Annotated in this window: 19 protein-coding genes; 4 read left to right on the top strand and 15 right to left on the bottom strand. The window is 37.4% G+C overall.

Annotated elements, in window-relative coordinates; all coding sequences use genetic code 11:
• Positions 1-16: 16 nt before the first annotated feature.
• From CH361_RS19710 to xerA, 7 genes are all read right to left on the bottom strand, one after another.
• Positions 17-184 (bottom strand): hypothetical protein, encoded by a 168-nt coding sequence (locus CH361_RS19710; RefSeq protein WP_165782263.1) that lies wholly within the window; start codon positions 182-184, stop codon positions 17-19.
• Positions 181-501 carry a hypothetical protein gene (locus CH361_RS12055; RefSeq protein ID WP_100791070.1) on the bottom strand — a complete coding sequence of 107 codons (321 nt, stop codon included), beginning with the start codon at positions 499-501 and terminating at the stop codon, positions 181-183. Before CH361_RS12055 ends, CH361_RS19710 begins: the two co-directional genes overlap by 4 nt.
• 96 nt (positions 502-597) lie before the next feature.
• The gene (locus tag CH361_RS12050) at positions 598-1,062 is read right to left on the bottom strand and encodes a hypothetical protein (RefSeq protein ID WP_100791069.1); all 465 of its coding nucleotides are present in this window, start codon (positions 1,060-1,062) and stop codon (positions 598-600) included.
• A gap of 807 nt (positions 1,063-1,869) precedes the next feature.
• Complete coding sequence (locus tag CH361_RS12035) at positions 1,870-3,372, bottom strand: VapE domain-containing protein (RefSeq protein ID WP_100791066.1); 1,503 nt, start codon at positions 3,370-3,372, stop codon at positions 1,870-1,872.
• Positions 3,365-3,547 (bottom strand): hypothetical protein, encoded by a 183-nt coding sequence (locus CH361_RS12030; RefSeq protein WP_100791065.1) that lies wholly within the window; start codon positions 3,545-3,547, stop codon positions 3,365-3,367. Before CH361_RS12030 ends, CH361_RS12035 begins: the two co-directional genes overlap by 8 nt.
• Positions 3,544-4,176, bottom strand: a complete 633-nt coding sequence (locus CH361_RS12025; RefSeq protein ID WP_165782262.1) for a tyrosine-type recombinase/integrase — start codon at positions 4,174-4,176, stop codon at positions 3,544-3,546. The genes CH361_RS12030 and CH361_RS12025 overlap by 4 nt, the downstream gene beginning before the upstream one ends.
• A gap of 370 nt (positions 4,177-4,546) precedes the next feature.
• Positions 4,547-5,482 (bottom strand): site-specific tyrosine recombinase/integron integrase, encoded by a 936-nt coding sequence (xerA, locus tag CH361_RS12020; RefSeq protein WP_100791063.1) that lies wholly within the window; start codon positions 5,480-5,482, stop codon positions 4,547-4,549.
• A gap of 302 nt (positions 5,483-5,784) precedes the next feature.
• Here xerA and recA point away from each other — a divergent pair, with 302 nt between their 5' ends.
• Together recA and CH361_RS12010 are read left to right on the top strand one after the other, a co-directional pair.
• On the top strand, positions 5,785-6,948 hold the full coding sequence (recA, locus tag CH361_RS12015) for a recombinase RecA (protein ID WP_100791062.1): 1,164 nt from the start codon (positions 5,785-5,787) through the stop codon (positions 6,946-6,948).
• Between the two features lie 177 nt (positions 6,949-7,125).
• Positions 7,126-8,169 (top strand): hypothetical protein, encoded by a 1,044-nt coding sequence (locus CH361_RS12010; RefSeq protein WP_100791061.1) that lies wholly within the window; start codon positions 7,126-7,128, stop codon positions 8,167-8,169.
• Positions 8,170-8,203: 34 nt separating this feature from the next.
• Here CH361_RS12010 and CH361_RS12005 read toward each other — a convergent pair whose 3' ends face one another.
• Together CH361_RS12005 and CH361_RS12000 are read right to left on the bottom strand one after the other, a co-directional pair.
• On the bottom strand, positions 8,204-9,031 hold the full coding sequence (locus CH361_RS12005; RefSeq protein WP_100791060.1) for an aldo/keto reductase: 828 nt from the start codon (positions 9,029-9,031) through the stop codon (positions 8,204-8,206).
• A 75-nt stretch (positions 9,032-9,106) separates the two neighbouring features.
• Positions 9,107-11,494, bottom strand: a complete 2,388-nt coding sequence (locus CH361_RS12000; RefSeq protein WP_100791059.1) for an ATP-dependent Clp protease ATP-binding subunit — start codon at positions 11,492-11,494, stop codon at positions 9,107-9,109.
• A gap of 174 nt (positions 11,495-11,668) precedes the next feature.
• Here CH361_RS12000 and CH361_RS11995 point away from each other — a divergent pair, with 174 nt between their 5' ends.
• On the top strand, positions 11,669-13,597 hold the full coding sequence (locus CH361_RS11995) for a SpoIIE family protein phosphatase (protein ID WP_244279835.1): 1,929 nt from the start codon (positions 11,669-11,671) through the stop codon (positions 13,595-13,597).
• Here the strand turns inward: CH361_RS11995 and CH361_RS11990 are convergent.
• The 4 genes from CH361_RS11990 to CH361_RS11975 form a co-directional block, all read right to left on the bottom strand.
• Entirely contained in the window at positions 13,594-15,648 is a 2,055-nt protein-coding gene (locus CH361_RS11990; protein ID WP_244279833.1) for a response regulator, read from the bottom strand. The genes CH361_RS11995 and CH361_RS11990 overlap by 4 nt on opposite strands.
• Before the next feature lie 161 nt (positions 15,649-15,809).
• On the bottom strand, positions 15,810-17,735 hold the full coding sequence (locus CH361_RS11985) for a hybrid sensor histidine kinase/response regulator (RefSeq protein ID WP_100791056.1): 1,926 nt from the start codon (positions 17,733-17,735) through the stop codon (positions 15,810-15,812).
• A gap of 6 nt (positions 17,736-17,741) precedes the next feature.
• Positions 17,742-18,608 (bottom strand): patatin-like phospholipase family protein, encoded by an 867-nt coding sequence (locus CH361_RS11980; protein WP_100791055.1) that lies wholly within the window; start codon positions 18,606-18,608, stop codon positions 17,742-17,744.
• 37 nt (positions 18,609-18,645) lie between these two features.
• Positions 18,646-21,156, bottom strand: coding sequence for a cation-translocating P-type ATPase (locus tag CH361_RS11975; RefSeq protein WP_100791054.1), 2,511 nt, complete (start codon positions 21,154-21,156; stop codon positions 18,646-18,648).
• A gap of 54 nt (positions 21,157-21,210) precedes the next feature.
• Between CH361_RS11975 and CH361_RS11970 the strand changes: the two genes are divergently transcribed.
• Positions 21,211-22,560, top strand: coding sequence for a C69 family dipeptidase (locus tag CH361_RS11970; protein WP_100791053.1), 1,350 nt, complete (start codon positions 21,211-21,213; stop codon positions 22,558-22,560).
• On the opposite strand, the gene CH361_RS11965 is transcribed toward CH361_RS11970, so the two are convergent.
• The gene (locus CH361_RS11965) at positions 22,537-23,724 is read right to left on the bottom strand and encodes a glycerate kinase type-2 family protein (protein WP_100791052.1); all 1,188 of its coding nucleotides are present in this window, start codon (positions 23,722-23,724) and stop codon (positions 22,537-22,539) included. The genes CH361_RS11970 and CH361_RS11965 overlap by 24 nt on opposite strands.
• Positions 23,725-23,729: 5 nt before the next feature.
• Entirely contained in the window at positions 23,730-25,991 is a 2,262-nt protein-coding gene (locus CH361_RS11960; RefSeq protein ID WP_100791051.1) for an NAD(P)-binding domain-containing protein, read from the bottom strand.
• Positions 25,992-25,998: the final 7 nt, after the last annotated feature.

Here is a 25,998-nt window from a genome sequence, read left to right as displayed (position 1 = left end):
TAAGGGTGAGTTTAAGTCAAGAGGCTTTTTTTGTTTTTTTCTTTATCGCTTTTCCGTCTGGATGCTTTGCCTTAGAAAGATCAAATGTATCCTTGTTTTTTTCCGCTTCGGATAGAATCTTTTTAATTTTCTTATCCTCTGCTTTCGAAGGTGTTACAACATTAAATGCAACTTTTGTTTTCATTGTTCTTCCCTGGATCGAATAGCGTCCGTTTCATCCTTACTTAGTTTGTATTCCCAAGCAGTGATGACAAAAAAGTGTTTCTGTTTCTTTGTCATCTTCTGATTTCTGAATATCACTTTCAAAGAGCGATTGGCTGTCATTCCCACAGCCTCAAAGCTACCATCTTTTCGTTTAATCGCCAAGTATTTTTCTAACGAAAAAAACTCATAAAGTTCAAGGTCAGTAACTCCGTGATCTGCAACGTGGGTGTTCCCAAGATCAACGTCGTAGTAAATGTCGAAAATATATTCTTCTTTATATAATCGAATTACATTCATTGAAAGAGAACCTGGTCTTCCATCGCTTTTTTCAAAGCGATTTCTCTTTTCCAAATTGGTACTAGATTTTTTGCGTCCATATATGCCGACTTAGGATCAACCGCTTTGAGAGTTACCATCTTTGGCTTCTCCTTTAGTTTCATTAGGCTTGTCGTTACCGTTAGAAACTGGCTCACCATTAATAATAGGCAAATTGGCAGAGCCATCTTGTGAAGCATTAGTTGTTCCCTGTATGAGGTCTGCTCCATCGTTTAGATTCTCCTTAATCGCTTCGTGCATTGAAAGGCCAAGTGTAGGATCATAACCCCTTCGCCTCATCTCTACTTTAAAGGATTCTTCGTCGATGATTGCATCGACATCTAAGTCTATTGTGAAACCGAATGTATGACACCACTCATGCCAAACCATTGTTTGAAGAATTCGGATTGCATCCCATAGAGTGATCGGATCTTCGTTTGGTTCCTGTGCTTTCTGTAATGAAATTAAGAATGAATCCAAATTTGAATTTACTCTCACTCCTTTTGCAGAAAATTCCTTTGCTAGTTTTGTGTAATCTTTCATCTTTTTTCCTCCGATGAATTTTCTTTATTCTTTGAATAAATGCTGTTCCTTGTAATAAACTCCCCGTTTAGTCTAAGTGTTACTCGACACTTTTCGAAAGAGCCTCGTTCCACAACGTGGTCGTAAATGAAGGCTTCGAATTGTTCTTCACCATCAATGGTTTCATCTAACTTCTCTAAGCGAACGGGTGGCCTCATTTGGATGACACCATAAAAGGAACTTCCTTCTTTTCAAAAGTAAGAAGCTCGGTATTGATAATAGAAAGAATCCTTATTTGATCCTTTAGAGCTCGAATCTTTTCTTTTATTCGTTTTTGGACGGCAAAACTTCGATAAGTAAAATTCATTCGTTTCAATCGCTTAATTCTCTTTTTGTATGCTTCAATTCTAGCTTCAATAGGACTCATGTTCAGCCTCTCTTAACCCAATAATCTAAGACATCGATGACAACCATCGTAACGAATAAGAAGAAGATCCAAAGGTAAGTATCCCATTGCTTAAATGTACCAAATGTGAGATTGAAACAAATGAAGGTGAGAGCCGAAGAAGAACTCGATAACAATAGAACTTTCATCCAATTTTTCATTATTCGCACCGATTCCATTTCCTTTTACGATTTAAGTAGTGAGCCATATAAGCCAATGTTAACGATCTTGTTTGATTCTTTGTAGAAGTGATCTTCGCAAAGAAGTCTTCCTAGATATTCGTACTCTGCAAAGCTGTCACAGAACTTGCAGAAGTCCGGCATTTTGATTTTAGGAACTAAGTTGGTATGATAATCACGGCTTTTCATTTTTCTTTCTCTCCGTTATTGTTTTTTGGAAAATAATGTCTCTGATGTCTCTTTGTCTCCTACCTTCTTTACCAAAAAGACTCGATGGTTTTTATCAATTTTTGTTCTTATGAAGCCCATCTTAGATAAACCTCTTCCAATCCACCTGGTATCTAGCTTAAATGTTGGATGTTTTTCGTGAATAAAGAGATAAATGTCCGTTGCACTTAGCTTTGCGTGACTTTTGTTTTTTTCATCAAACTCTTCAAGCGAAATAGGTCTAAAATACTTTAAAATCACCTCATACTCGTTATTTGAGTATTCATACTGAAGGTTGTTCTCTTGGATTTGCTTTTGCTCGCTACTGTTCCAATGGATTTGATTCCAACGAGTTGCTTTATATAAATGGAAGACTTGAGACCAAAACTTTTCTATTGGTATTTTCTGAAACTTGTCTATCTCAATTGGCTTTAATAAAGAAAAGATAATGTATCGTCTGTTTCCGGTATCATCAACTAAGAACTCAACTTTATTACAAGCGGCAATAAAACTAGAAATCCTCTTAAAATGCTGTGCGTTCCTTCCATAAGCGGCTCTCTCAAAAGATCCTTTCATAGAAAAGAAGTCTCTTACTTCAGCAGCTTCTTTCTTGTTCGTGATTTTATCAATTTCGTCAAATAACCAAACAAAGATTTTGGAAGCGGCAACAGAAGCGTCTTTACTTTTGAAATCCGTGGGAATTCGTGAGTTGTAGTAAGGTCTAAGTTCTTTAGGAATTAATCCATTTATAAAAGTACTTTTATACCACCCCTGGTTTGATTGAATTGTTAAGCAGTGTTCATTGACAAACTCGCCATCACTATAAATTGAATAGACTGCACGAATGCACCACTTTTCGAAGTAGCTTCTAAAATCTAACTCATTCGATACTTTTACACAGGAACAAACTTTCCCAATCCAATCTGTCTTCTTGTCCCATTTCTCAAGATTTTCGAAATAATCTTTGATCGGGTGGAATGAAGGAATTACAGAAGAACTGAGAAGTGAAAGGAGATTATCTTTAGAAGCATATTTAAACTCTTTTTGTTTTTTTACAAAAATCCATAGATCGTTAAAATCTCGATCACTCCACTGAATATAATTCTTAGCGTTAGCTGGCTTGTGTTCCAATGATTGAGAGATTTCATTAAATCGCAAACTAACATTCTTTTTCAAATAGTTCTCTAGCTTGTGAACCTCTCCATCGATGTCGATTTGGTCTGAATTCTTTTGCTTTTTCGTAGTATCAACTTTTTCATCTACAATTAGTTCAACGGCTCTCTTCCCAATTGAATTCGATACTGCAAGACTTAGGCTATCCATATACTTGCTCTCAACGTGTTTCTTTGCTGTTACTGCTCCCGATCCAGAAAAGCCAAAAACCACCTTACTTTCGTTTAGTTTTACTAAACGCATATCTTTAAAAATTCTATCGTAGTAAATAGCAGGGACTATTTTCTGTAATTCTTTTTTAATTTGATTTTCTATTTGCTCAGACATAATGGTGAACTTCTGCTTCCTTTAAACCAATTTTGATTTTTTTAAACCAGTCCGACAAACAGTCCTTACACATATCGTATTGATACAATTGAACATTAGAAGCCCCGCATTTTTTACAGGACTTTGGGGTTTCGTTTTCTTTCTTTTTAGGTTCATCTTTTTCTATATTTATCATGCGCAAATTTTATCGAAACGTCTCGTAATTGCAGAACGATCTAACGATGAGTGAAGGTAAGTTCTCGCTATTACCTCAGCAGTGTTCCCTGCGAACTCGGCAACGGCTCCTATATCATTTCCAGAGCGAATCATATCTGTTATGAAGGTGTGTCGAAACAGGTGAGGGTAAATATCTCTTCCAAGATATTTTTTACCAATGATTGAAACGATTTTCCAAATTGCGTGCGGTTTATACTGAATTTTATTTACAGTTTCGAATAAGTAAATATAACCACAGAAGGTTTGTCTGATTTGCTGAAAGAGGGAAATCGGAATAACAATATTTCTTTTCTTTTCGTTTTTTCCTAATAGCTTAATTTCCATTAGGTTGTTATCTAATGGACGACAGTCCTTTAGTTTGATACTTACTAAGTCCCCGGCTCTGGCACCAGTTGTATAAAGGAAAAGCGAGATTGCTTTTTGGCGAGCAGTTCCAAATTTGCTGATCCTCTGAATCTCTGAGAGAGTAACTAAATCCGCTTCACTAACTCTAGTTCGTGGAACTTTGATAGGGAAGACTTGATTTAACTCTTTCCGAAAGGCATCGATGTACAAACCTAACTCAGTCCCGATCGTTGCCTTTTTCATTGCTCGGAAAACTGAGTTTTTGTCATCTCTAAGGGTGGCGGATTTTATTCCTAAATTTTTCCGTTCTTGTAGAAAATTTAAAAACCTTTTTGGAGTTATCGTCTCACCTTTGTTCCACGTAAGGAATTTAGTTACACGATACTGGTCGCGTGTAGTGAGAAGCGGTAAACTATCAGATATTATGTGAGGTTCGATTGATCTTATCATTTTTTTTTGGGGATAAGATCGGAAAAGGTCAGGAAGGTCTAAATTTGATATTTTGCGGGGAAATGGTCTCTAATGAGACATCATTCGGGTAATTCCTGGCGGGTCTAGTTCCCCTCCCAAATTCAGGGCGGGGAGATTGTACCCACGCGGGAAAACCTACTCTCTATTTCTTCGCATGAGGGTGTGCATTCCGATATACTTCCTTCAACCGGTCTCTCGATACACTTAAGTAAACCTGTGTTGATGACAATGAGGCATGACCAAGTAACTCTTGTACGGCGCGAATGTCAGCACCGGCATTCAAAAGATCTGTAGCAAAGGTATGTCGAAATTTATGGGGAGTGATGGCTTTTTCCATCCCCATCACAGTTCTACGTTCAGACAAAATATATCGAATCCCACGTGTGGTTAGTTTGCCACCACGTTGGTTGAGAAAAATTTCTTCTGGGCCAGAAGTTCCTCGTTCTTGTAAATATTCTCGGAGAGCAACTTGTGCTTCTTCCCCAATAAACACGAAACGTTCTTTCTGTCTTTTTCCCATGACTTTGAGTGTGGTAAGCTCCTCATTTAAATCGCTTAACTTGGCATTCACCAACTCAAATACGCGTAGGCCAGTGCTATACAATACTTCAACAATGGCTTTGTCTCGTTTTCCTAAAACTTCTGCTTTTTCACCATTTTCGTAATCTAGGATGTCTTCCGTTTCAATGGGTGTGAAGTTTTTTGGTAACTTCTTTTTAGTTTTTGGGAAACTGACTTGTAAGATGGGATTGGCACCTATCTTCTCTTCCCGAAATAAAAATTTATAAAAAGTTCGCAAAGAAGAAAGTTTACGGCTTTGTGTTCTTTTGTCCTGTTTTTTGGCTGATTTCAAATCGGAAAAATAAGCTCTCACGTCCAAAACATCCACACTCAAAATATCGATTTCCTCTTTCAGGCAGAACTCAAAGAAAAATTTTAAATCGCGGAGATAAGCAAATAAGGTATGCTCCGAATAGTTTTTCTCAATTTTTAAATAGGTTCGGTAACTTCGGAAGAGGTCAGCCATGGCTTGGGGAAAGTGGTCGGGAATCTGGACTTCAAGAGCTGGCAGGGTCATACAATGAAACTATCGGCAAAGTTTTCTTTCTCCGATGGCAAAAAAATACTATACAAGTACTTACATTTTGTTTAGTGTTGAAAACGACAAAAAAGACATAATCCAGAAAAAATTCCCTCCCTCTATCCAATTTGTCCCAGGTCTCATGCATGCTGGAGCTAATCCGGAAGAGAAAAAGAGTGGAATTCGGAAGGGATGGGTTCATCCTTGAGAGAGTCGGTCAGATCTGTTTTTTTGAAACCAACTGACCCATTCCCCTACCTAGTCTTTCGGAACACCGATTTTAGGAGAACGTTTGATTCATGAAAAAAGAGAAAGCTGACAAGGCTCAAGAGAAAGAAACCGACCAAAGAAAACAGGCCATTGACGCTGCCCTAGGCCAAATTGAAAAACAATTCGGTAAGGGTTCCATCATGAGGCTCGGTGCTGATACACGTATGTCAGAGATGAGCGTGGTATCCACAGGTTCTTTGGACTTAGACATCGCCTTGGGGATTGGCGGGTTTCCTTCTGGTAGGATTGTAGAGATCTACGGACCAGAGTCTTCTGGAAAAACAACACTCACTCTTTCTGCCATTGCGGAGACGCAAAAAAAAGGAGGCATTGCCGCCTTCATCGATGCAGAACACGCTCTCGATCCATCTTATGCTAAAAAACTAGGGGTCAATGTAGACGACTTACTGGTTGCCCAACCAGACAACGGGGAAGAAGCATTGGAAATTTGTGAGTCCCTCGTTCGCTCCAATGCAATTGACCTGATCGTCATCGACTCTGTGGCTGCTCTCGTTCCGAAAGCAGAGATCGAGGGAGATATGGGAGATTCACATATGGGACTCCAAGCTCGACTCATGTCCCAAGCCCTTCGTAAACTCACAGGAACCATTGCAAAATCCAATACAACTGTCATCTTTATCAACCAAATTCGTATGAAAATTGGTGTGATGTTTGGAAGTCCAGAAACCACTACAGGTGGTAACGCCTTAAAGTTCTATGCTTCTATCCGGTTGGACATCCGTCGTATTGAAACACTAAAAGAAAAAGAAGAACCTGTTGGTAACCGCGTTCGCGTGAAGGTTGTGAAAAACAAATGTGCTCCTCCTTTCCGACAAGCGGAGTTTGACATCATGTATGCGAACGGAATCAACAGAGAAAGTTCTCTTATTGATCTCGCAGTTCGCCATGACCTCGTTGCAAAAGCAGGTTCTTGGTATTCTTACGGTGGAGAGAAGATTGGACAAGGGAAGGAACAAGTCAAAAACTTCTTTCTCGAAAATCCAGACATAGCATTTAAAATTGAAAACCAAGTTCGGGATCTCAATAGCCTTCCACTCATGGACCAATCCAAAATCCAAACCAGAGAAGTGAAATCCATTGAAAGGGACCCAAAGGAAACTAAAGAAACAAAATCAAAACAACCAGTTAGTTTCTCTACCGAAGCAGAAGGAGAAGTTGCTGTCGGAGAATAAAACCATTCGGCTTTCTTTTTAGGAACCATTGACCGGTTCGGGGTTTCCCGGGCCGGTTTTTTTTTGCCAAAATCAAAAGATACAAAGAAACCCTACGAAAAATCAAAACTTCCCTCTGAAAAAGGATGCCTGGAAACTGTCCACTTGGAGACTGTTCCTTAAACATTTCAGAATCTTATGACAAATAAAATCATACTCATATTTTTTATTTTTACTCTTCAGTGCCAAATCCAAGAAAAGAAAACAGAACTAGCTTATATAGAAACTCCCATCTATGATGAGTGGGCTGGCCTTAGTGAATCTGACCTACTGCATAAAAATGAAATGGATCTTAGTTGGAAAAAACTAATGCAAACCAGTGATACAATTTCCAATTACCTAAAAGGGAAAAGTTACAATCCAAATGTAAAAACAGTCATCTACCCTTTTAGTGGAATCGATGTTCTCAACCTATTTTCATTTTATCCACACTCTGACCGTTATATCTTGTTTGGACTAGAAGATCCTGGTTACCCCAACGCATACAATACACTTTCTGAAAAAGAAAAACAGATCGTAAAACAAGGGATTCGGAATCTTTCCGATCATTTAGCCGGTAGAAATTATTTTACTTATCGTAAAATGAAAGAAGAAACCAAGAAAAAAGAACTGAGCGGAGCTTATCCAGTATTTGTTGCTTTCCTCCGCCGGATGGGGAAAGAAATTCTCGATTCAAAAGAAGCAACAATCGAAGGAAAAGGAATTACTTATAAAGGATTTACCCTTTCCCTTTATGACACAAAACTACAAAAGAAAGAATCACTTACGTATTTCAAAATATTCTTAATTGGTAACGAAGGTGTTCCTGGCGACGGATTGTATGAATATTTTTCAGATTTACCAAAAGTTGGAATATTTACAAAGTCAGCAGAATATCTATTTCATGGAGAAAAACGAAAGTTAATCCGAGACCTCCTTCTGAAAAATGCTGAATTTATAGTCCAAGACGAATCAGGATTTCCGATTCGGTTTTTTCCAGAAGACAATTGGAAACGACAGGTTTTTGGCCGATACGAAAGATCTTGGAATTTATCTGGAGCAGTCATTCCAGAAGTTCAACCAGAACTAAAAAAATTAAGTGAGATCACGAACGATGGCCCACTTCCTTTTCCCTTTGGTTATGGATTTCTCGGAACCAAGGACAATCGTCAATCAGCAGTCTTAGTTTTTTCTAAAAAATAAAATCTAACGATATATTCTGATATATCAAATCCTATCACTCAACGGTGGTAGGATCCCAACAAGTTCGAAAGTTTTCGTTCCAAGAAGAAATCTCTTTCATATCATTTTCCGATAAAACAAAATCAAAAACATCCGCGTTTTCTTTAATACGAGTCGGATTGATAGATTTCGGGATCACAACATTCCCTGCTTGTAGAGACCAACGAATGAGTATTTGCGCATTCGACTTATGGTAACGATTTGCTATTTTCGTTAGACGCGAATCTTCCAACTTTTGTCCATGAGCGAGAGGGCTATAAGCTTCCAATAAAATTCCATTCTTTTGGCAATACTCTTTCAATTCAGTATCCTGCAAAAATGGATGATACTCCACTTGATTCATTGCAGGGACGGTCCCTGTTTCTTTTAAAAGTTCCTTTAGGTGACTCACCATAAAATTACTAACACCGATTGATTTTGCTTTTCCCTCTGATTTAATTTTTTCCAAAGCTTTCCAAGATTCATTTCTTTTACCAGAAACAGGGAAGTGAATCAAATACATATCAACATAATCGGTTCCTAATTTCTTAAGGGAAACATCTATCGCACGTAAGGTGGATTCATAACCTTGGTCGGCATTCCAAAGTTTGGTTACAAGAAAAATTTCACTTCGATTCAAACCACTTTCTTGGATTGCGGAACCAACTTCTGCTTCATTCCCATAAATGGCAGCGGTATCAATATGCCGATATCCGAAAGAAAGAGCTGATTTTACAGCTTCCAAACATTCCTTGGGACGAGCCTTCCATACACCAAGTCCCAACTGTGGAACCGACACGGATTGATTGGATTTTAAGATAGATGTGATTTCTAAATTTGACATAGAGTAAACCTTAGACGAAATAAACACCCAACCGTAAAAAATACGGTCAGGTGTTAGGATTGAAATTCTGAAAATTTATGGTTTAGTTCCGGCAAATTCAGGAATTAAAACAAACCGTAACCCTTCCCCATCCCAATCTGCTCTGTATTTGCCCTCAGCCATTGAACCTGAAAGGATTTCTTTGGCCAAAGGCCGATTGACGACACGATTGAATACACTGGCGAGTGGTCTTGCTCCAAATTTTGGATCAAATCCTTGTTCTCGTAAGATGTGTTCTGTACTTTCAGAAAGTTCGATCGCAATTCCTTTTACCTTTAACCTTTCATTCAACTGGCGAAGTTGTTTTTCGATTAGTTTTTCCATAATCGATGAATCCAAGGAATGATAGGTAAGAACTGCATCCAAACGACCCAAAACTTCCGGTTTAAAATCGGCTTCAATATTTTTAGAATTAGTAGTCAGAATCAAAATTGTATTCTTAAAATTAATTGTCCTACCTTTATTATCCGTTAATCTACCATCATCTAAAATCTGAAGTAAGATATCCGAAAAATCAGGATGTGCCTTTTCCACTTCATCAAAAAGAACCACTGAATATGGTTTTCTACGGATCGCTTCTGTTAAAATTCCACCTTCATCATAACCAATATAACCTGCGGGTGCTCCTATTAGTTTAGCCACAGAATGTTTTTCTGAGTATTCACTAAGATCCAAACGAACTAAATTTGTTTCTTGATCAAATAGAAATTTAGCAATCGCTTTAGCCGTTTCTGTTTTTCCTACACCAGTAGGCCCTTTTAACAAAAAGGAACCAAGAGGCCTAGATTCAGAAGATATCCCTGCATAGGAAGTGAGGAGAGTATCTGCTATTTCTCGAATGGATTCTTTCTGACCATATACAACAGAATTTAAATCTTCTTCTAAATGAAGTAAATTATCCTGTTTGGTTTTCAGAATTTTTTCCGATGGAATTCCTGTTTGTCTAGAAATAACGGCTGCGATATGATTCCTTTCCAGAACCCAACTATTTTGAAAATTATTTAACTCTTTTTCCAATTCAGGAAGAACCGCATATTTTAAACGAGAAGCTTCCGTATAATCAGCTCTTTGTTGGGCGGCATCCAAATCAAACTTCACTCGATCAATTTTGTTTTTGATCGAAGCAATTTGTTTCAAAGAATTAACTTCTTTTTCCCAAACAAGTTTTCCTGATTCGAATTTTTTTTCTAAACTTTCAATTTCCTTTAAGATCTCTTCGTTTTTCTTTTCTACTTGGGCAAAGATTTTTTTAGAACGAATCTCACTTTCTAATTCCACAAGTTCCGTTGGCATTGCTTCCGCTGAAAGTTTTAACGCAGACGCAGCTTCATCCACGAGATCAATCGCTTTGTCCGGTAAAAACTTATCAGTGATGTACTGATCCGACAATAGTACCGAGGCATAAATCGCTTCATCAGAAATCTTAATCCCATGGTGAATTTCATGTTTATCTCGAATTCCCATAAGAATTTCGATAGCATCCTCTTTACTTGGTTCATTTACAGGAACAGCACGAAATCTTCTTTCCAATGCTTGGTCACCTAAAATGTATTTTTGAAATTCATCTTGAGTGGTTGCACCTATACAGTGTAATTCGCCCCGCGCGAGTGCAGGTTTCAATAGATTTGCCGCATCCATGGCACCATCTGTTTTTCCTGCACCAACAAGTTGATGAATTTCATCGATAAAAAGAATGGCCTCTCCAGACTGACCTTTAATGTATCGAAGTAATGCTGTTAGTTTTTCTTCAAACTCGCCACGATACTTAGTTCCTGCCATCAGTTGTCCCATATCTAAAGAATAAATTGTTTTTCCTTTTAATACATCGGGAACTCGTCCTTTCACAATTTGTTCAGCAAGACCTTCCACAATTGCAGTTTTTCCTACACCAGCACTACCAACTAACACTGGATTGTTTTTGGATCTTCTTCCCAAAATTTCCATCACCGATCGAATTTCCTTACTCCTTCCGATGACAGGGTCCAATTTCCCTTCTTTTGCTAAATCATTCAAATTCACTAGAAAGTTGGGGACCTCTTCATCCGTTTCTTTCACTTGTAAATCTTCGTAATTGATTTTGAGTTCAGGCAGAATCTGAGGTAAAAATTTTAGAAAGTCAGCTTCCTTTAACTCCTCCCTACCATTCTCAGCAGCTCGCGAAGAGGCCATCGTAAACCACTGCGCGAGTTTCGGTGAGGTTCTTAAAGATTCAAAAGGAATCTCCCCTGAAGCCCTTGCCTGTTTTTTTAAAAATTCATCCACTGTAGATTTATACTTTATCAGTGCTTTTCCAGAAACCGAAGTGGGAAGGGTCATAAATCCCCAAACCAAATGATAAGGAGTGATTTCTGTGTTTTGTCTCCTCATAGCTTCTGTCTGCGCGATGTCCAAGGCTCCCTGGACGTTGGAATCATATTGTTTCATAACATCTCCCTATTTTAGCACTCTGAACATTAGACTGCCAATTTTGCGTTCTTCTTACAGTTTTTTCCCCGAAATTCACTTTCTTTCTCTTGGCCTCGTCCTATGGTAGAGACAATGTTTCGAAATTGGGTTACTTTTTTCCGGTTCAACCCGGACGGAAGGAAAGCTCTTCTAATGCAGCACACCGTAAAACTCCTAACTTTAGCATGCCTTTTTTTCTTAAGCCGACCGACCTGGTCCTTTCCCCTCTCGATTGAAGAATCTAAAAACTACCGAGACATTGGAAAGTATTTTGAATATATGATCCTACCAGAAAGTGAGTCGAGTTTCGACCGGGTCCTACGAGAAGATACGATTTGGAAACCAAATCCAAGAGTGACGATCTCTTTTCCAAGAATCAAAGATCCTCTTTGGATTAAGATAACATTGATTCATTATGGGAACTTACCTCATACGTTTTTTCTTCACTTCTCAAGTCCAGTGGTTGATGTGTTTGAGTTACATTCGCAGGTCAAAGGGAATTGGGTCACTCAATGGTCAGGAGAGCAAGTATTACAAAGAAACAAACCCCTTTACTCTCATATCCCCGCCTTCCCGATCACACTTTCACCAGATGAAACAAGAACCATTTATGTAAAAATTAATTCCGCAAATCCCATTTTCAATTTTGTTTCGATTTATAATTCGAGAAGTTTTATAGCGTTTTCAAAAAAACAGGATATATTTTTTGCCGCTTACTTCGGTGCAGGATTTATGATGTTTCTTTTTAGCATCTTCCTTGCGCACACATTACGTTATAAAAAGTTTTTTTATTATTTCTTTTACCTAGCAACAGTGCTTTTGATAAATTCTTTCTCTACTGGATTCATTCAATATATAGAAATTGGAAATTCACATACATGGAAAAATTATCTTTTCCCGATCACAATTTATTTAACCTCAGTGTTTGGATTATTATTCACAATAGAGTTTTTAGAGACTGAAAAAAATTTCCCAAAAATCACAAAATTAACAAAAGGATTTATTCTCTTCTTCATTTCACTTATCTTTTCTATATTCTTTCTGGAACAAAGAAGTTTCATTCAACTAGGGGTCACGTTAGTTATTGTTCCCATTTTTTTAGTACTCATTATATCCTTAATGGTATTTTTCAAAAGCAAAAGGAAACTAGAAACACTTCTCTTTCTATTAGCATTTGGATCGATTCTACTTGGTGGTGCCTTAAATACACTCACAGTCCAAGGGTGGATAAGGCCTGTTCATTTATCGTCTTATTCCTTACCTTTGGGATCTGCTATCGAAGTTTTCTTTTTATCAATGGCACTAGTTCTCAAAGTTTCAGATTATAGAAAAGCTACCGAAGAAAAACAAGAATTAGACCTTCAATTAAAAATTGCTCAAAAACTTCAAAATGGTCTTCTCCCTCAAAAAAGAACCCATGCCAACGGACATGCTTTAGGATTTCGTTATTTACCAGCAACTGACATTGGCGGTGATTTTGTCCAAATCATTGTGAAAGAAAATGAAATTGGTTTATTCTTATGTGATGTTTCTGGTCACGGAATTCCTGCCGCCATGATAGCTTCCATGACTAAAGTTTCATTACAAATCTGGGATGATTCTTTAGACAAACCAGTTTATGCAGCAGAAAGAATTCGATTGTCTTTACTCAGTTCCCTTGCCGGTCATTTTTTAAGTGCCTTCTTTGTTTACATAAACCAAAAAGAAAAGATGATCAAAATCGCAAATGCCGGACACCATCCAATGATATATTTGGACCGAGAAGGCAACTTAAAACACATAACAAGTCCAGGAAGAGCGATGAATGAATATGTCGAATCGGGCTTAGTTGAAAAAACTCTCTCCCTACCAGATTCTGGGACTTTGATATTGTATACAGATGGTGTCCTTGAAGCAAGGAACGCAAACCAAGGAGAACTATTTGGCGAGGATCGTTTTCACGCTTTATTACAAACCTTAGCAACTAAAACTCCACAAAATATATGCGACCAAGTGATTACGGAAATCGAAAAGTTTCAGAAGTCAAAAAGATCAGATGATGATATTACGATACTCGCTATTTCCCTAGAGAAAGAAATTTAACCGGCGAGCCAGTGAACTAATTTTTGATATAACTCATTAGGATAAAATGGTTTGGAAATAAAATCATTCATCCCGACTGAATGTATCTTTTCCTGCGTTTCCAATTGCGCAGAGGCAGTTAATGCTATGATAGGGATATGTTTCCAATTCTCGCTTTCTCGAATTTTTCTCGTTGCCGTATATCCATCTACATTTGGCATATGTAAATCCATAAGTATCAAATCATACTTTCCATTTGATAACTTACTCACAACCTCTTCTCCATCAGATGCCTCTTCTGATTCAATCCCCCAACGATTCAAAAAACGAATTACTATAGAACGATTGATTTCTATATCATCAGCAACTAAAATTCTTTTCCCTGTCAAGTCACTACGATCTGTTGCAGAAAGAACTTGGGCTAAAGAATTTGCCTTACCAATTTTACAACTAAATATAAAGGAAAACTTTGATCCCTTACCAAATTCAGACTCTAACTCCAATTTTCCTTTCATTAATTCCACGAGGCCTTTAGAAATTGCAAGACCAAGTCCAGACCCACCATATTTTCTTGTGGTATCCTGACTTGCTTGTGTAAATTTTTCAAAGACATATTGACGTTTGTCGAAAGGAATCCCAATTCCGGTATCCTCAACATCGATTCGAATTTCCGCTAGATCTTCGTTTTTTGATACTAACAATACGCGAAATGTAATGGTTCCTTCTTTAGTAAATTTAATTGCATTTGATAGTAAATTATTTACTACCTGAAGCATCCTTGTTGGGTCAAAACGAATATGTTCAGGTAAATTGGGGTCAACTTCTTCATAAAATGATAACAATTGTTCTTTTGCTTTAACAGAGAAGGAAGTGGAAACAGAGCGAATGAATTCGGATAAACTAAAATCAATTTCCTCAATAATGATCATTTGCTCTTCAATTTTATTAAAATCTAATATATCATTAATTAATGTAAGAAGAGTTTCACTAGAGAAACGTAAGTTTTTTAAATGTTCAACTTGTTCATGTTTTGGGTTATCTTCCATAAGCCACATAGAAAGGCCGATTACAGCATTTAACGGAGTTCTGAGCTCATGACTCATACTGGAAAGAAATTCCGACTTAGCACGATTGGCATCTTCTGCACGAACACGTGAATCGATTAACTCCTTTTCATACAAAACCATTTGAGAAATATCAAGTAATACAGAACGTGTACGAATCATCTCATTTGATTTTGAAAAAATTGCCGTTGCAGAAAGATTTAAGTATAAAGGCCTTCCATCTTTACGTAAAACTTCAAAACGTAAATTATCAATACGACCTGTTTTCTTTAAGATGGGGAAATTTTTATTAAAGACCTCCTTGCTACCTTCGGTAAGGATATCAATCAGTCTAATTTTACCGACTAACTCTTCTTCTGTATAACCTAGCCATTCACATTCGGTACGATTGATTTTTACAAAATATCCATTGGCATCTAAACTATGAAAACCAACAGGTGAATTCTGATATAAATCATCGATTTCAAAAAGTCGATCTTCGATTAACTCTTTCTCTACTAAAATTCGAGCATTTCGTTTTAAAACAAAAATCATCCATAAAATCAAGATAGACAAAAGAAAGAAAAAACCTCCTGAAACCGCCACCAAACGAATCGTAAATTTCCGATTTTTTTCCTTTTCTATTTCTTCCTTTGCTACTTTTGGATCTAACAACTTTTTGACTGCATCTCGAAAAACATCCATTCGTCTTTTACTTTCGATAAAAACTGTTTTAGGAAGTTTCCCTTGTGAATAAGAATCGATTAGTCCTTTCACGAATTCTAACTTCAATTGTTTGGCTTGAATGATAGATTCAAGATCTGCTTTATATATGGGTTCACACTCGGCTCGAAGTAAGGCCTCTATCACAACCATATGGGAGAGCGAATTTTCATAAGGCTCTAAAAAATTTGAATCACCTGTTAGGAGGTAACCCCGGCCACCGGTTTCCACGTCTTTTAAGTAAGATGAGTAATCATTTAAAAGGGAATTCCAGCGACTTTTATTTTCGAAGGAATTTCGGTCCATTCGACTTTCATAGACTTGATAAAAGAAAAAAAAGGAGGAAAAGAAAAGTAAGGAGAGTAGCCCCCAAAGAAATCCAATGTAGAGTGACTCAAAGTGTTTTCTAAGAAAATTACTCATGGAATCATAAATAGTTAATGGAACAATATGAATTTGTCAATTGTTTAAACCATGGTTCTCCATGCGGGAAAATACAAATCAAACTCCGTACCTTTCTCTAAAGTGGAATTCACTAGAATGGTTCCACCCATCTTAACCATGATCCCGTAAATGATCGGTAGTCCAAGTCCTGTCCCTTTTCCACCTTTTGTAGTAAAAAAAGGATCAAAAATCTTTTCGATAATCTCTGGTGCAATTCCGGAACCATTATCAGCAAATCCCAACTTCCAATAGTCAGTATTTTTCATAAAACCGACATGAAGAAGTTCTGATTTTTCGTACGATACCTTAGAGAGAGAAATTGTAATTTTAGGATTTGGTATTTCTTGTAATGCAAACACTGCATTTTCATAAAGATTGGAAAGGATCTGAAAAATTTGAATTGGATCTGCGTTGATAAATGCAGGTTCGTTTCCTAAATCCGTAAAAAGCACAATTTGATTAGAAGAGACAACTCTGACTTCTTGTAAAACTTGCAATAGCTGTTCTCGTAAATCCAACTGTTTGGATATAGAGTTATCAATTTTCGAATAAGTAAGAATTTGTTGGATTAGGTTTCTAGCACGGTCCAATGATTTGGAGATACCTTCGATTGCAGGTAAGGATTTTTTAATCGCTTCATTTGAATCATGTTTTGACCATTCAGAATTCAGATACGAAACATAAGCAAGCATGGGTGTCAGGAGATTATTAAAATCATGTGCAATTCCACCTGCAAAGGTTCCGAGTGCCTCTAATTTTTGAGACTGAGCATAAGCGCGTTCCAAAACAATTTTTTCGGTAATATCTTTTGCTTCTAAAACTATATAGATAATTTTTCCAGAAGGGTCAGTAAGAGAATAAAAGTCGCAATCAAAATACTTTTCCCGACCATCTGATAAACTATAACTTACAAACACTTCAAAACTCTGGTTTTTCAGTGCGAGTTTCATCCCATAAGTTAATTTTTTAATCGATTCTTCATCGGAATTAGAAAACACAGATCGAATTAATTCTAAACCTTGGATATCTGTCTCATCTCGTTCAAAAGACAAAACAGCATTTCGATTCATCCGAATCACATGACCCTGTAAATCTAAGAGAAAAATTGCTTGTGACGAATTATTAAAAATTCCCTTAAACAACTGTTCGTTGACTTGAATCGAATGTTCCAACTCAGAAAGATCTGATATATCATGGATGGTTCCAAAAATCCGAAGCCTTGACTCTTCAAAACGTTCTGCTTCTAACCACAAGTTTACTTTTTTTCTACCGACTTTGGTATTTAAAGTAACAATCATTTCCTTGGAATGATTGTCTTTCAAAAGTTCATCCCAAACTACTTTGATGTGATCATGTTCTGTCTCATCCAAGAGAGACCAAACTTTTTCCATAAGCGGAATTTCACCAAAATCAAATTCCAAAATTCGATATAATTCCAACGACCATAATGTATTTTTCTCAGGAAATATAACCTCAAAGTGACCTAAATGAGAAATTTTTTGAGAACGAGTGAGAAGTTCTTCTCCATGGACCAACATGTCCCAAGCTTTTTTTTGAGATAATTTGAGACGGTAGGCTTCGAGTTCTCGATTGACAACAAACGGAAGTTTAATGATCGAAGATTTTGGTAAAAACTCGGCAGCACCCAAATTTAGAAACTCAGAGGCGGCTTCCTCTGGCAAAAATTCAGTAACGAGAATGACTGGCAAATCAGGGTTGATTTCTTTCACTCGAGAAATGACATACCGGCCGTCAAAATCAGGAAGGTAAAAATCGGAAATCACGATATCCCATGTTTCATCTGTAATTCGTTGTTCAAATTCAGATTTCCACTCGGCCCTTTCTGAAAAAATAGAAAACCCAAAGTTTTGCAGTACAGAAACAATTGCTTTATAAGAAGCAAGTGAATCTTCTACAATGAGTACATTGAGTTTCTTTTGAATATCCATATATTCCTATTGATTAAAAAATCCAAATACAGGAAGTTCTAAATCTCCTAAAATTTCCGCCTTATGCCGGTAAGCCGTTCCACGACCCTCAGCCAGTGCAAATTTCCCTTTCGAAAAATCATTCGGTGATAAATAAGGAGTATTCGTTTCAAGCCTGATTAGTTTTTTTCCTTTTTCTTTTGCCAAAAGAGATTTTAAATCTTCCGTTTCCGAATCAATAATTTGAACCGAGGCATCTAATGCTCGCTTCATGGTATTTCGACTGAGTGGTCTGTGATTGTTAATTTGATGGATTACGATTCTATCAATACTTGGGTCGAGAATCAATTCTTTGATTGGTTCTCCATCTCCAATACCACCATCTAAAAATTCCTGGCCCTGAAATTCTTGGACTTCATACAAAAAAGGAAAAGCAATCGATGCCATCACTGCATCGAGAACATTTCCCTCCGTTATGAGTTCACGTTTATTTTTAGAGAGATTGGAAACAGCGATCCCAAGTTTAATCGGTAAATCGGAAAACTTTTGATTCCCCAGATATGGATAAAGAATTTTCCTCGTGGCCTGACCTGTGAGAACCCCACTATAGCCGTTCAGACCTTTTCGTAACAAACGACCAAGCATCGTAAGAGAATTCCCTTCCCAAAAATCCTTCTTTTTTAAGCCTAAAATTAAGGATTCAAATTCAACCATCTCGCGACCAGTGGCATACAAAGCACCAATCATCGCTCCCGAACTAGAACCAGTGACAACCGCCGGTTTAAAACCAATTTCCTGTAAACCACGCACAAATCCTGTATGGGCAAAAAAACCAAAAAAGGCAGATTTTAAACAAAGGGCAGAATACTTTTTAGGAAAGAAAAGTTCGATCATAAGCTTTGACTCAGTTTAGAAAATGACTCCAGGAATGTCAGCCACGAAGTAATTTCGAAACTAAAAGTTTTGTCATATCGTAAAACAATACTCCCACAAAAGCAACCAGTATCGCCGAAGAAAATTGCAGAAAATTGAGCGGAACAAATCGAAACATCGAATTCATTCCTGGCAAATATATGGAGAGAACCAAAACAGCGATAGTTCCGGTAAAGACATAACGAATGATGGGATTAGGAATTCGCATCCGACTCCACATCGACTCATGTAAAGATCGGTTAGCAAGGATTAAGAATAAATTTGAAAATACTAATGTAACAAATGTCGCAGTGCTGACCACTTTGGGTGAAGAATTTCCTTTCAGAAAAAATTCCGTAATCCAATAAGAGGAAACAACAGACAACAAGGAAAATGCACCTTGGATGAGGGAATTAACAAACAATTCACGATCGAGCAATGGTTCTGCCGTTTCACGAGGTTTTCTTTTCATTAAATCGGATTCAGCAGATTCTTTTTCAAATACAATGGTGCATGTGGGATCAATGACCATTTCCATAAACACGATATGAACCGCCGACAAAACGATGATTGGCCAATCAAAGATAATTGGGAAAAAGGTGATTCCAACAATAGGTATATGAACCCCGATCAAATATCCCAGTGCCTTTTTTAAATTATCAAAAATCTGACGACCAATACGAACCGATTCTAAAATTGAAGAAAAAGAATCATCTAACAGAACAATATCGGCGGCCTCACGAGCAACGTCGGTTCCTCTTTCCCCCATCGCAACACCAATATTGGCTGTGCGAAGAGCCGGTGCATCGTTGACACCATCTCCTGTCATAGCAACAATCTCACCATCAGCTTTTAACATTCGAACAATTCGCCATTTGTCCTCAGGGCTCACTCTTGAAAAAATATTACATTTACGAATGGCAGATTGCATTTCTTCTTCATTTAAATTAGAAAATTCTTTTCCGGTATACACTAAGTGAGAATCCTTTAATCCAATTTGGCCTGCGATGTTTTTTGCAGTCTCTGGATAGTCTCCTGTGATCATAATCACTCGAATTCCCGAATCATAAGCCGTTTTTACGGCTAAAGGAACAATCTCTCGAATGGGATCTAAAAAAGCTAATAAACCATAAAACTGATATACTAATTCTTTTCTGTTTTTGGGAACCCGATCCAAAGGGGATGTTGATTTAGCAACTCCTAATACTCGATAACCCTCTTTCGCTAATTCATTTGTTTTATTAGTCCAAAAATCAAATTCAGACACATCAAAATTACATAAATCAAAAATTGCCTCAGGGGATCCTTTTGCGTAACAAAAGTAAAAATCATTTTCTTTCAAAACACGAACCATTGTTAAATGTTCTGGGCTTAAAGGAAAATCTTTTACAGAAATTAAATCTGAATCATTTACCTGATCATAGGAAACTAAACAATCAGAGATTGCAATATCCATTGGATCAAAACTTGGATGTTTGGATGCAGAATATGCTATTTGAAGTAATGATTTTGTTTCCTCCGAAAGTTTTAGATTCGGATTCAGTTTTATTGTCTCTGATTTTGTAATGACGATTCCAACAGTCATTTTGTTTTGTGTGATGGTTCCCGTTTTATCCGAACAAAGAACTGTTGCAGCACCTAATGTTTCGATAATAGAGGACCGTCTTACTAAAACATTCTTTGTGCTCAAACGAAATGCACCAAGTGCAAAAAATATAGTTAAAACCAAAGGAAGTTCTTCTGGCATAAGTCCAATCGCAAGTGTAAGACCAGAAAGTAATCCTTGTAACCACTCATTTTTTGCAATTCCAAAATACAAAGCTAGAATCAGACACAAAGAGGCAGCAACCATAAACAAGTTACGAACTAACCTTGCCACTTCCACTTCGAGTAAAGTTCTGCCGACAGTTTCATCGGCAATCTTTCGGCCTATTTTTCCGATTTCTGTAGAGTTTCCAACGGCTGTCACTCGACAAACACCTTCTCCACTAACAACTAACGATCCACAATAAATGACTTCAGATTGCAACTTAGAAACAGGAACAGATTCTCCTGTTAACAGGGATTCGTCACAGGAAAATAATCGATCAGAGATGAGTTCCGAATCAGCAGGAACCCGGTCCCCTTCATTCAAAATGAGTAGATCACCATAAACAACATCCTTTCCTTCAATTCGAATGATTTGTTTATCTCGAATGACATTGGTTCTTGGGCTTGCGAGAGAACGAAGAGCAGAAATTGCGGTTTCCGTTTTTTTTTCTTGGACAAAAGTAATTGTAATGATTCCAACAACAGAGAAGAGCAGAAGAATGGCTTCTCCGCGATCTCCTAAAAGTAAATAAACAATACTGATGGAAATGAGAAGCAAAATCATCGGTTCCGTAACTACCTCAAATAACATTCGAAAGATCCCTTTCTTTTGTGAGGAACTGATTTCATTCATTCCGTATTTGTTACGGTTTTCTCTGACTTGTTCTTGGCTGAGCCCCATAAGGATGAATTCGGAAATTTGTTTTGGAATTGAAAGCATATTCTTGAGTTATTTGGTCTTGTTTTTTAAAAGAAATCTGTTTAACATTCTAGAATGTGCGATACCTCTCTTGCCACTGAAAAATTTACCAATACCCAAAAAAGAATCTTCGCTAAAAACTCAGATCGGGAACCAAACGAAGCCCAATCAATCATTCACCTTCCTCGAATGGAATACCCTAAGGGCTCTAGATTACGAACTACTTATATCGATATTCCTCAGGCAACGATGACTTACGAAGTTTTTTTAAGTAAACCGTTTCATATGTGGGGAGCGGAAATGGGTGTAAACGAATTTGGATTATGCATCGGAAATGAAGCTGTTTTTACAAATCTAAAAATTAAAAAACAAAACAATGGTTTGACGGGAATGGATTTGATCCGTTTGGCCCTTGAAAGATGTAAATCTGCCAAAGATGGTTTATTTTTAATTACAGAACTATTAGAAACTTATGGACAGGATGCTTGTGGTGGATATGAAAATCGTTCTTTTTTCTACCACAATAGTTTTATCATAGCAGATAGAACAGAGGGATATGTTTTAGAAACGGCTGACAGGTATTGGGTTGCTAAAAAAATCGATTCTTTTTATGCCATCTCCAATGGTTTAACCATTGGATCCGATTTTGAATATTCTTCTACCAATTTAATCGATAAACTAAAAGGAAAAAACAATAAAGATTTTTCTTTTAAAGATCATTTCAGTGATCATTTTTTTACTTTTATGAGCCATTGTAAAGATAGAAGGAAATTACACGAAAAAACAGCCGAAAAAGCGAGTAAAGAAAACGAAAAGTATTCGATCAAACAAGCTATTGAAACTTTACGAACACACTCGATTGATACTGATGAATTTGAACCTTCTTCTTCCTCAATGAAGTCACTTTGTTTACACGCAACTGGTCCTACAACACCCAACCAAACCAACGGAAGTTTGGTCGTGGAATGGGATACGTCAGAAACAAACCAAGATCCTCTCCGTATATTCTATACAGGAACATCGACACCTTGTCTTAGTTTGTTCAAACCATTCTTTTTTGGAACAAAAAACTTTATCAACTCATCTAGCCTGGTATCCAATGAAACTTATTCGGAAACCTTATGGTGGTTACACGAATCAATTGCGAGAAAATCAAACTTCGACTACCAATCAGTACGTTCTATCTTAGTTCCTGCCTTAACGGGACTTCAAGAATCTATATTAAATTTATCCAAAGAAAACCTTTCTCCACAAAAAAAAGAAGAATCCCAATGGAGATTTTTAAAAGATCATGTCAATGTCCTGAAAAAGATCGATGAAGAATTGATAGAGGCAAAAATTGGGAAGAGTCGCTGGCAGAATCCACTCTTTCAAATTTATTGGTCAGGTCAAAATAGAAAGTTAGGAATTCCTTTTAGCGAGTAAAAGAATGATAATATCATTTACATTGGTTCCTGTAGCACCAGTAAAAAGTAGTGACCCAATATCTTTGAGGATTGGATAGGAGTTGGACCGCTCCAATTCTAACACAGGATCCCATCCTTTAGTTTTCATTTGCTTCAAACTCTCCGGCCCAACAATCCCACCAGCAGCATCAGTGGGCCCATCCGTACCATCAGTTCCACAAGATAAAAACATCCATTCTCGATTGGTTCTGATCGAATCAACGAGGATGCCCACCCGAAGAGCAGTTTCTTGATTTCGCCCACCTAGTCCATCTCCATGAACAGGACAAACCAGTTCCCCACCAAGTAGAATGGCTTGCGGATTTGGGTTTTCATTCGCTACCAAAAGCTCGTCTATCATTCGCTTTGCGGTCTCCTCACTAGATAAGTCCCAAGAATTAGAAATTTGTTTTACTTGATAACCCAAATCAACTGCTTTGTTTTGAATCGCGTTAAGAGAAGAAGACAAATTCCCCATGATAAAATATTCACTTCCGGGATAGGTAGGGGCGGAAGCAATCACATTAGGATCATCACCTAATACATCAGAAATCACAAAAGTATAAACTTTCAAATTTGGATTGAGTTGACCCAATAACTTTCCTGCTTTTAGTGCAGAATATTCTTTTCTTGCGGAATTGATCTCTTGTATAGAGAGACCCTTCTTTAGTAAATTTTGATTCAGTTGGATGATATCTTCTAATGAATAACCTAGTTCTGGAATCTCAAATAAACTAGATCCCCCACCAGACAACAAAACAATCAATTGGTGGTCTTCGTTTAAATTTTTTAAATCAAATAAAACTTCGCGTGAGTATCTTTCTGAATTCTGATCTGGGATTGGATGAGAAGCTTCCCTACACTTCCAGACCCCCAATTGGCCTTTGGATGCAATTTCACTAGGAAGGTGTTTGTATTTTGTAAGGATAAATCCAGAATCCACCGAAAAAAAATCCTGAAAAGATAAAGCCATCGAGTAAGCTGCCTTTCCTAAGGCAAAGACATAGTTCTTTTTATCTGGATGAGACAAAAGATGTTTTAGTTCAGAATGTTCTCTCCAAAAAAGAGGGGAAAGATGTTTGGGAGTAGCCGCATGGACACCCTCCAAAAAAAGACCTTCAATATCTTCTCTTAGACCTCTCAAAGAACTTATTTACCTAACTTTGCCTGGATAGAATCATATTGAATTCCACTAGACACAAACCTTCCAAACTCCAATACGTCGGTTGGACAAAGGGAAACGCAAGCAGAGCAACGTACACATTGTACGCTATCCAATGGAATTCCGCGACTCGCATAACCCATAACATCAATTCCTTGATGGCAATTTTTGGTACAAATATTACAAGAGATACATTTCTTTTTTTCGGAGAAAATACGGAAGCGACTAAACTTTGCATAGATATGCATCAGAGAAGCTAAAGGACAAAACATCCGACACCAAATCCGTCCGGAAAACAAAAAATAAAACCCTACACCTACAACACCGGCAAGGCCAATATCAACAAAGAGATCATAAATCCACTTAACGGAATCTGCAATGAACTCAGTCGCCTCCAGACCTGGATTTATTCTTTTTCCGTATACCCCAAATAGTTTTAAAGCTGTGAGTAGAAAGGCAATGAATAGAATGTATTGACCAGAATGTTCTAAACGGTAAGCCCATTTCCCATGTGGCATTTTTTGTCGATGTTCATCGCCGAGTGTTTCCGCAAGTCCTCCACAAGAACAAATCCAACCACAATAAGCACCCTTCCCATAACGATAAACTAAAAATGGAATCAGTCCAAAACTAAATAGAACTCCATAACCTAACCAAAAGTTAGTGATTCCTCCATCATATAATACACCCATACTCAAAGGCCATGCCAAAATAAATCCATAAGCTTTCCAATAGGCATCATTTGGAAAAACTTGCGTGCGGAGGAATCCATCAGGACTACCCAAATAACCAAGGCCTCCAAGTTCTGGCAGAATGAGTTCAGGCAAAAGGAACAAAAAGAAAACTTGTACAAAAATCAAACAAAGTGTCTGATAGAGAATGTAATTTGTTTTCCGAACAAGAATCCTTCGAATTCCAAATACCAATATCGTGAGAGAGTATAACATGGTATAATGGAAGGAAGGATATTTACCAAATAAAGTATAACCAAAGTAAGTTGCCGAAATATAAACAAATAAAAAATAGAAAAAAAGCCAAAGGAGATAAGTATTACGGATTAGTATCCAAGGTTGAAGAGGTCGAGTCCCTCCCGTAAGTTTCAGATAACAAAAAAGAATCAAACCTAGAATTGACAAACCAGCAAATCCAGTTGCTAAAGGCGAAAACCAACCTGGCCCATAAAACGAAGCCTTCCCCAAATAAGCAAGACCTGCAAATGAAAAAAGAGAAAAGAAACCCACCCAGTCAGATAATGATTTTTCATTTTGTATTTTGATTCCTATTTTTTTCAGAAAAGGAATAGGAGCTAAGTTTCCTATCAAAATATAAACCAAATCAGCCTTATGTTTGCTCGAGGAAACTGAGGATTTTACAAAGACATTCTGCTCTGTAATCTCCGTTACTTGAGATTCCAGTAAAAGTTTTATCTTCCCCTCTTTCACTTTTTTTTCTAAGAGTATTTGATTTTCTTCCTTGGGCCGACTTACCTCTTTTCCTCTATGTATGAGAGAGACTTCATTTGCAAAATCAGAACAAGCGATTGCAGCTTCCACAGCACTATCACCACCACCCACAATCACAATCGATTTATCTTTAGAATCATAAGGATCAAAGAGGCGGTAGAATACATTTGGATTTGTCTCACCCTTAACTTCTAAACGTTTTGGATCTCCGGACTTTCCTATAGCAATCACCACAGAGTTTGTATAATAAGAATCACCGGATTCTGTATGAACCGTATAAAAAGAACCATTCGACTGAATCGATGAAACTCGTTTTCTTGTATGTAATGCAACAGGTTCTTTTTGAAGCAATGCATTCAGGGATTCGAGTAATTCTTCTTTGATTGAATCTTGGATGACAACTTTCGATTGAGAGTTAAAATTCTTTGGTTCAGAAAAGATTGGTTTTTGTTTTGGATAACTCTGAATGGTTTGGAAGGGAAGGTTTGCCTCAAGAACAACATATTTTTTACCAAGTCGTTTTGCTTCGTAGGCACAAGACAATCCAGCCGGCCCAGAACCAATGATCACGGCATCCAAATAATCTGTTTTATTGACTCGAATGTGTTTCCATACATTCACCCCACTTTCTGCGGCAAACTTCAATAGCGGAACACCCGTTAAATCACCTATAATAAAAACATTTGGAAGATTGGTTTCGTAAGAATCAGAAATTTCAGGATAAACCTCTACAACACCCGTCGGTGCAGATTTGGTTAACCATTGAAAATAAGAAGAAGGCCACATATTTTAT

The sequence above is a fragment of the Leptospira brenneri genome (genome assembly GCF_002812125.1).
Taxonomy (GTDB): Bacteria; Spirochaetota; Leptospiria; order Leptospirales; family Leptospiraceae; genus Leptospira_A; species Leptospira_A brenneri.
Note: the sequence above shows the minus strand (reverse complement) of the source record. Positions and strands in the feature narration are given on the sequence as shown.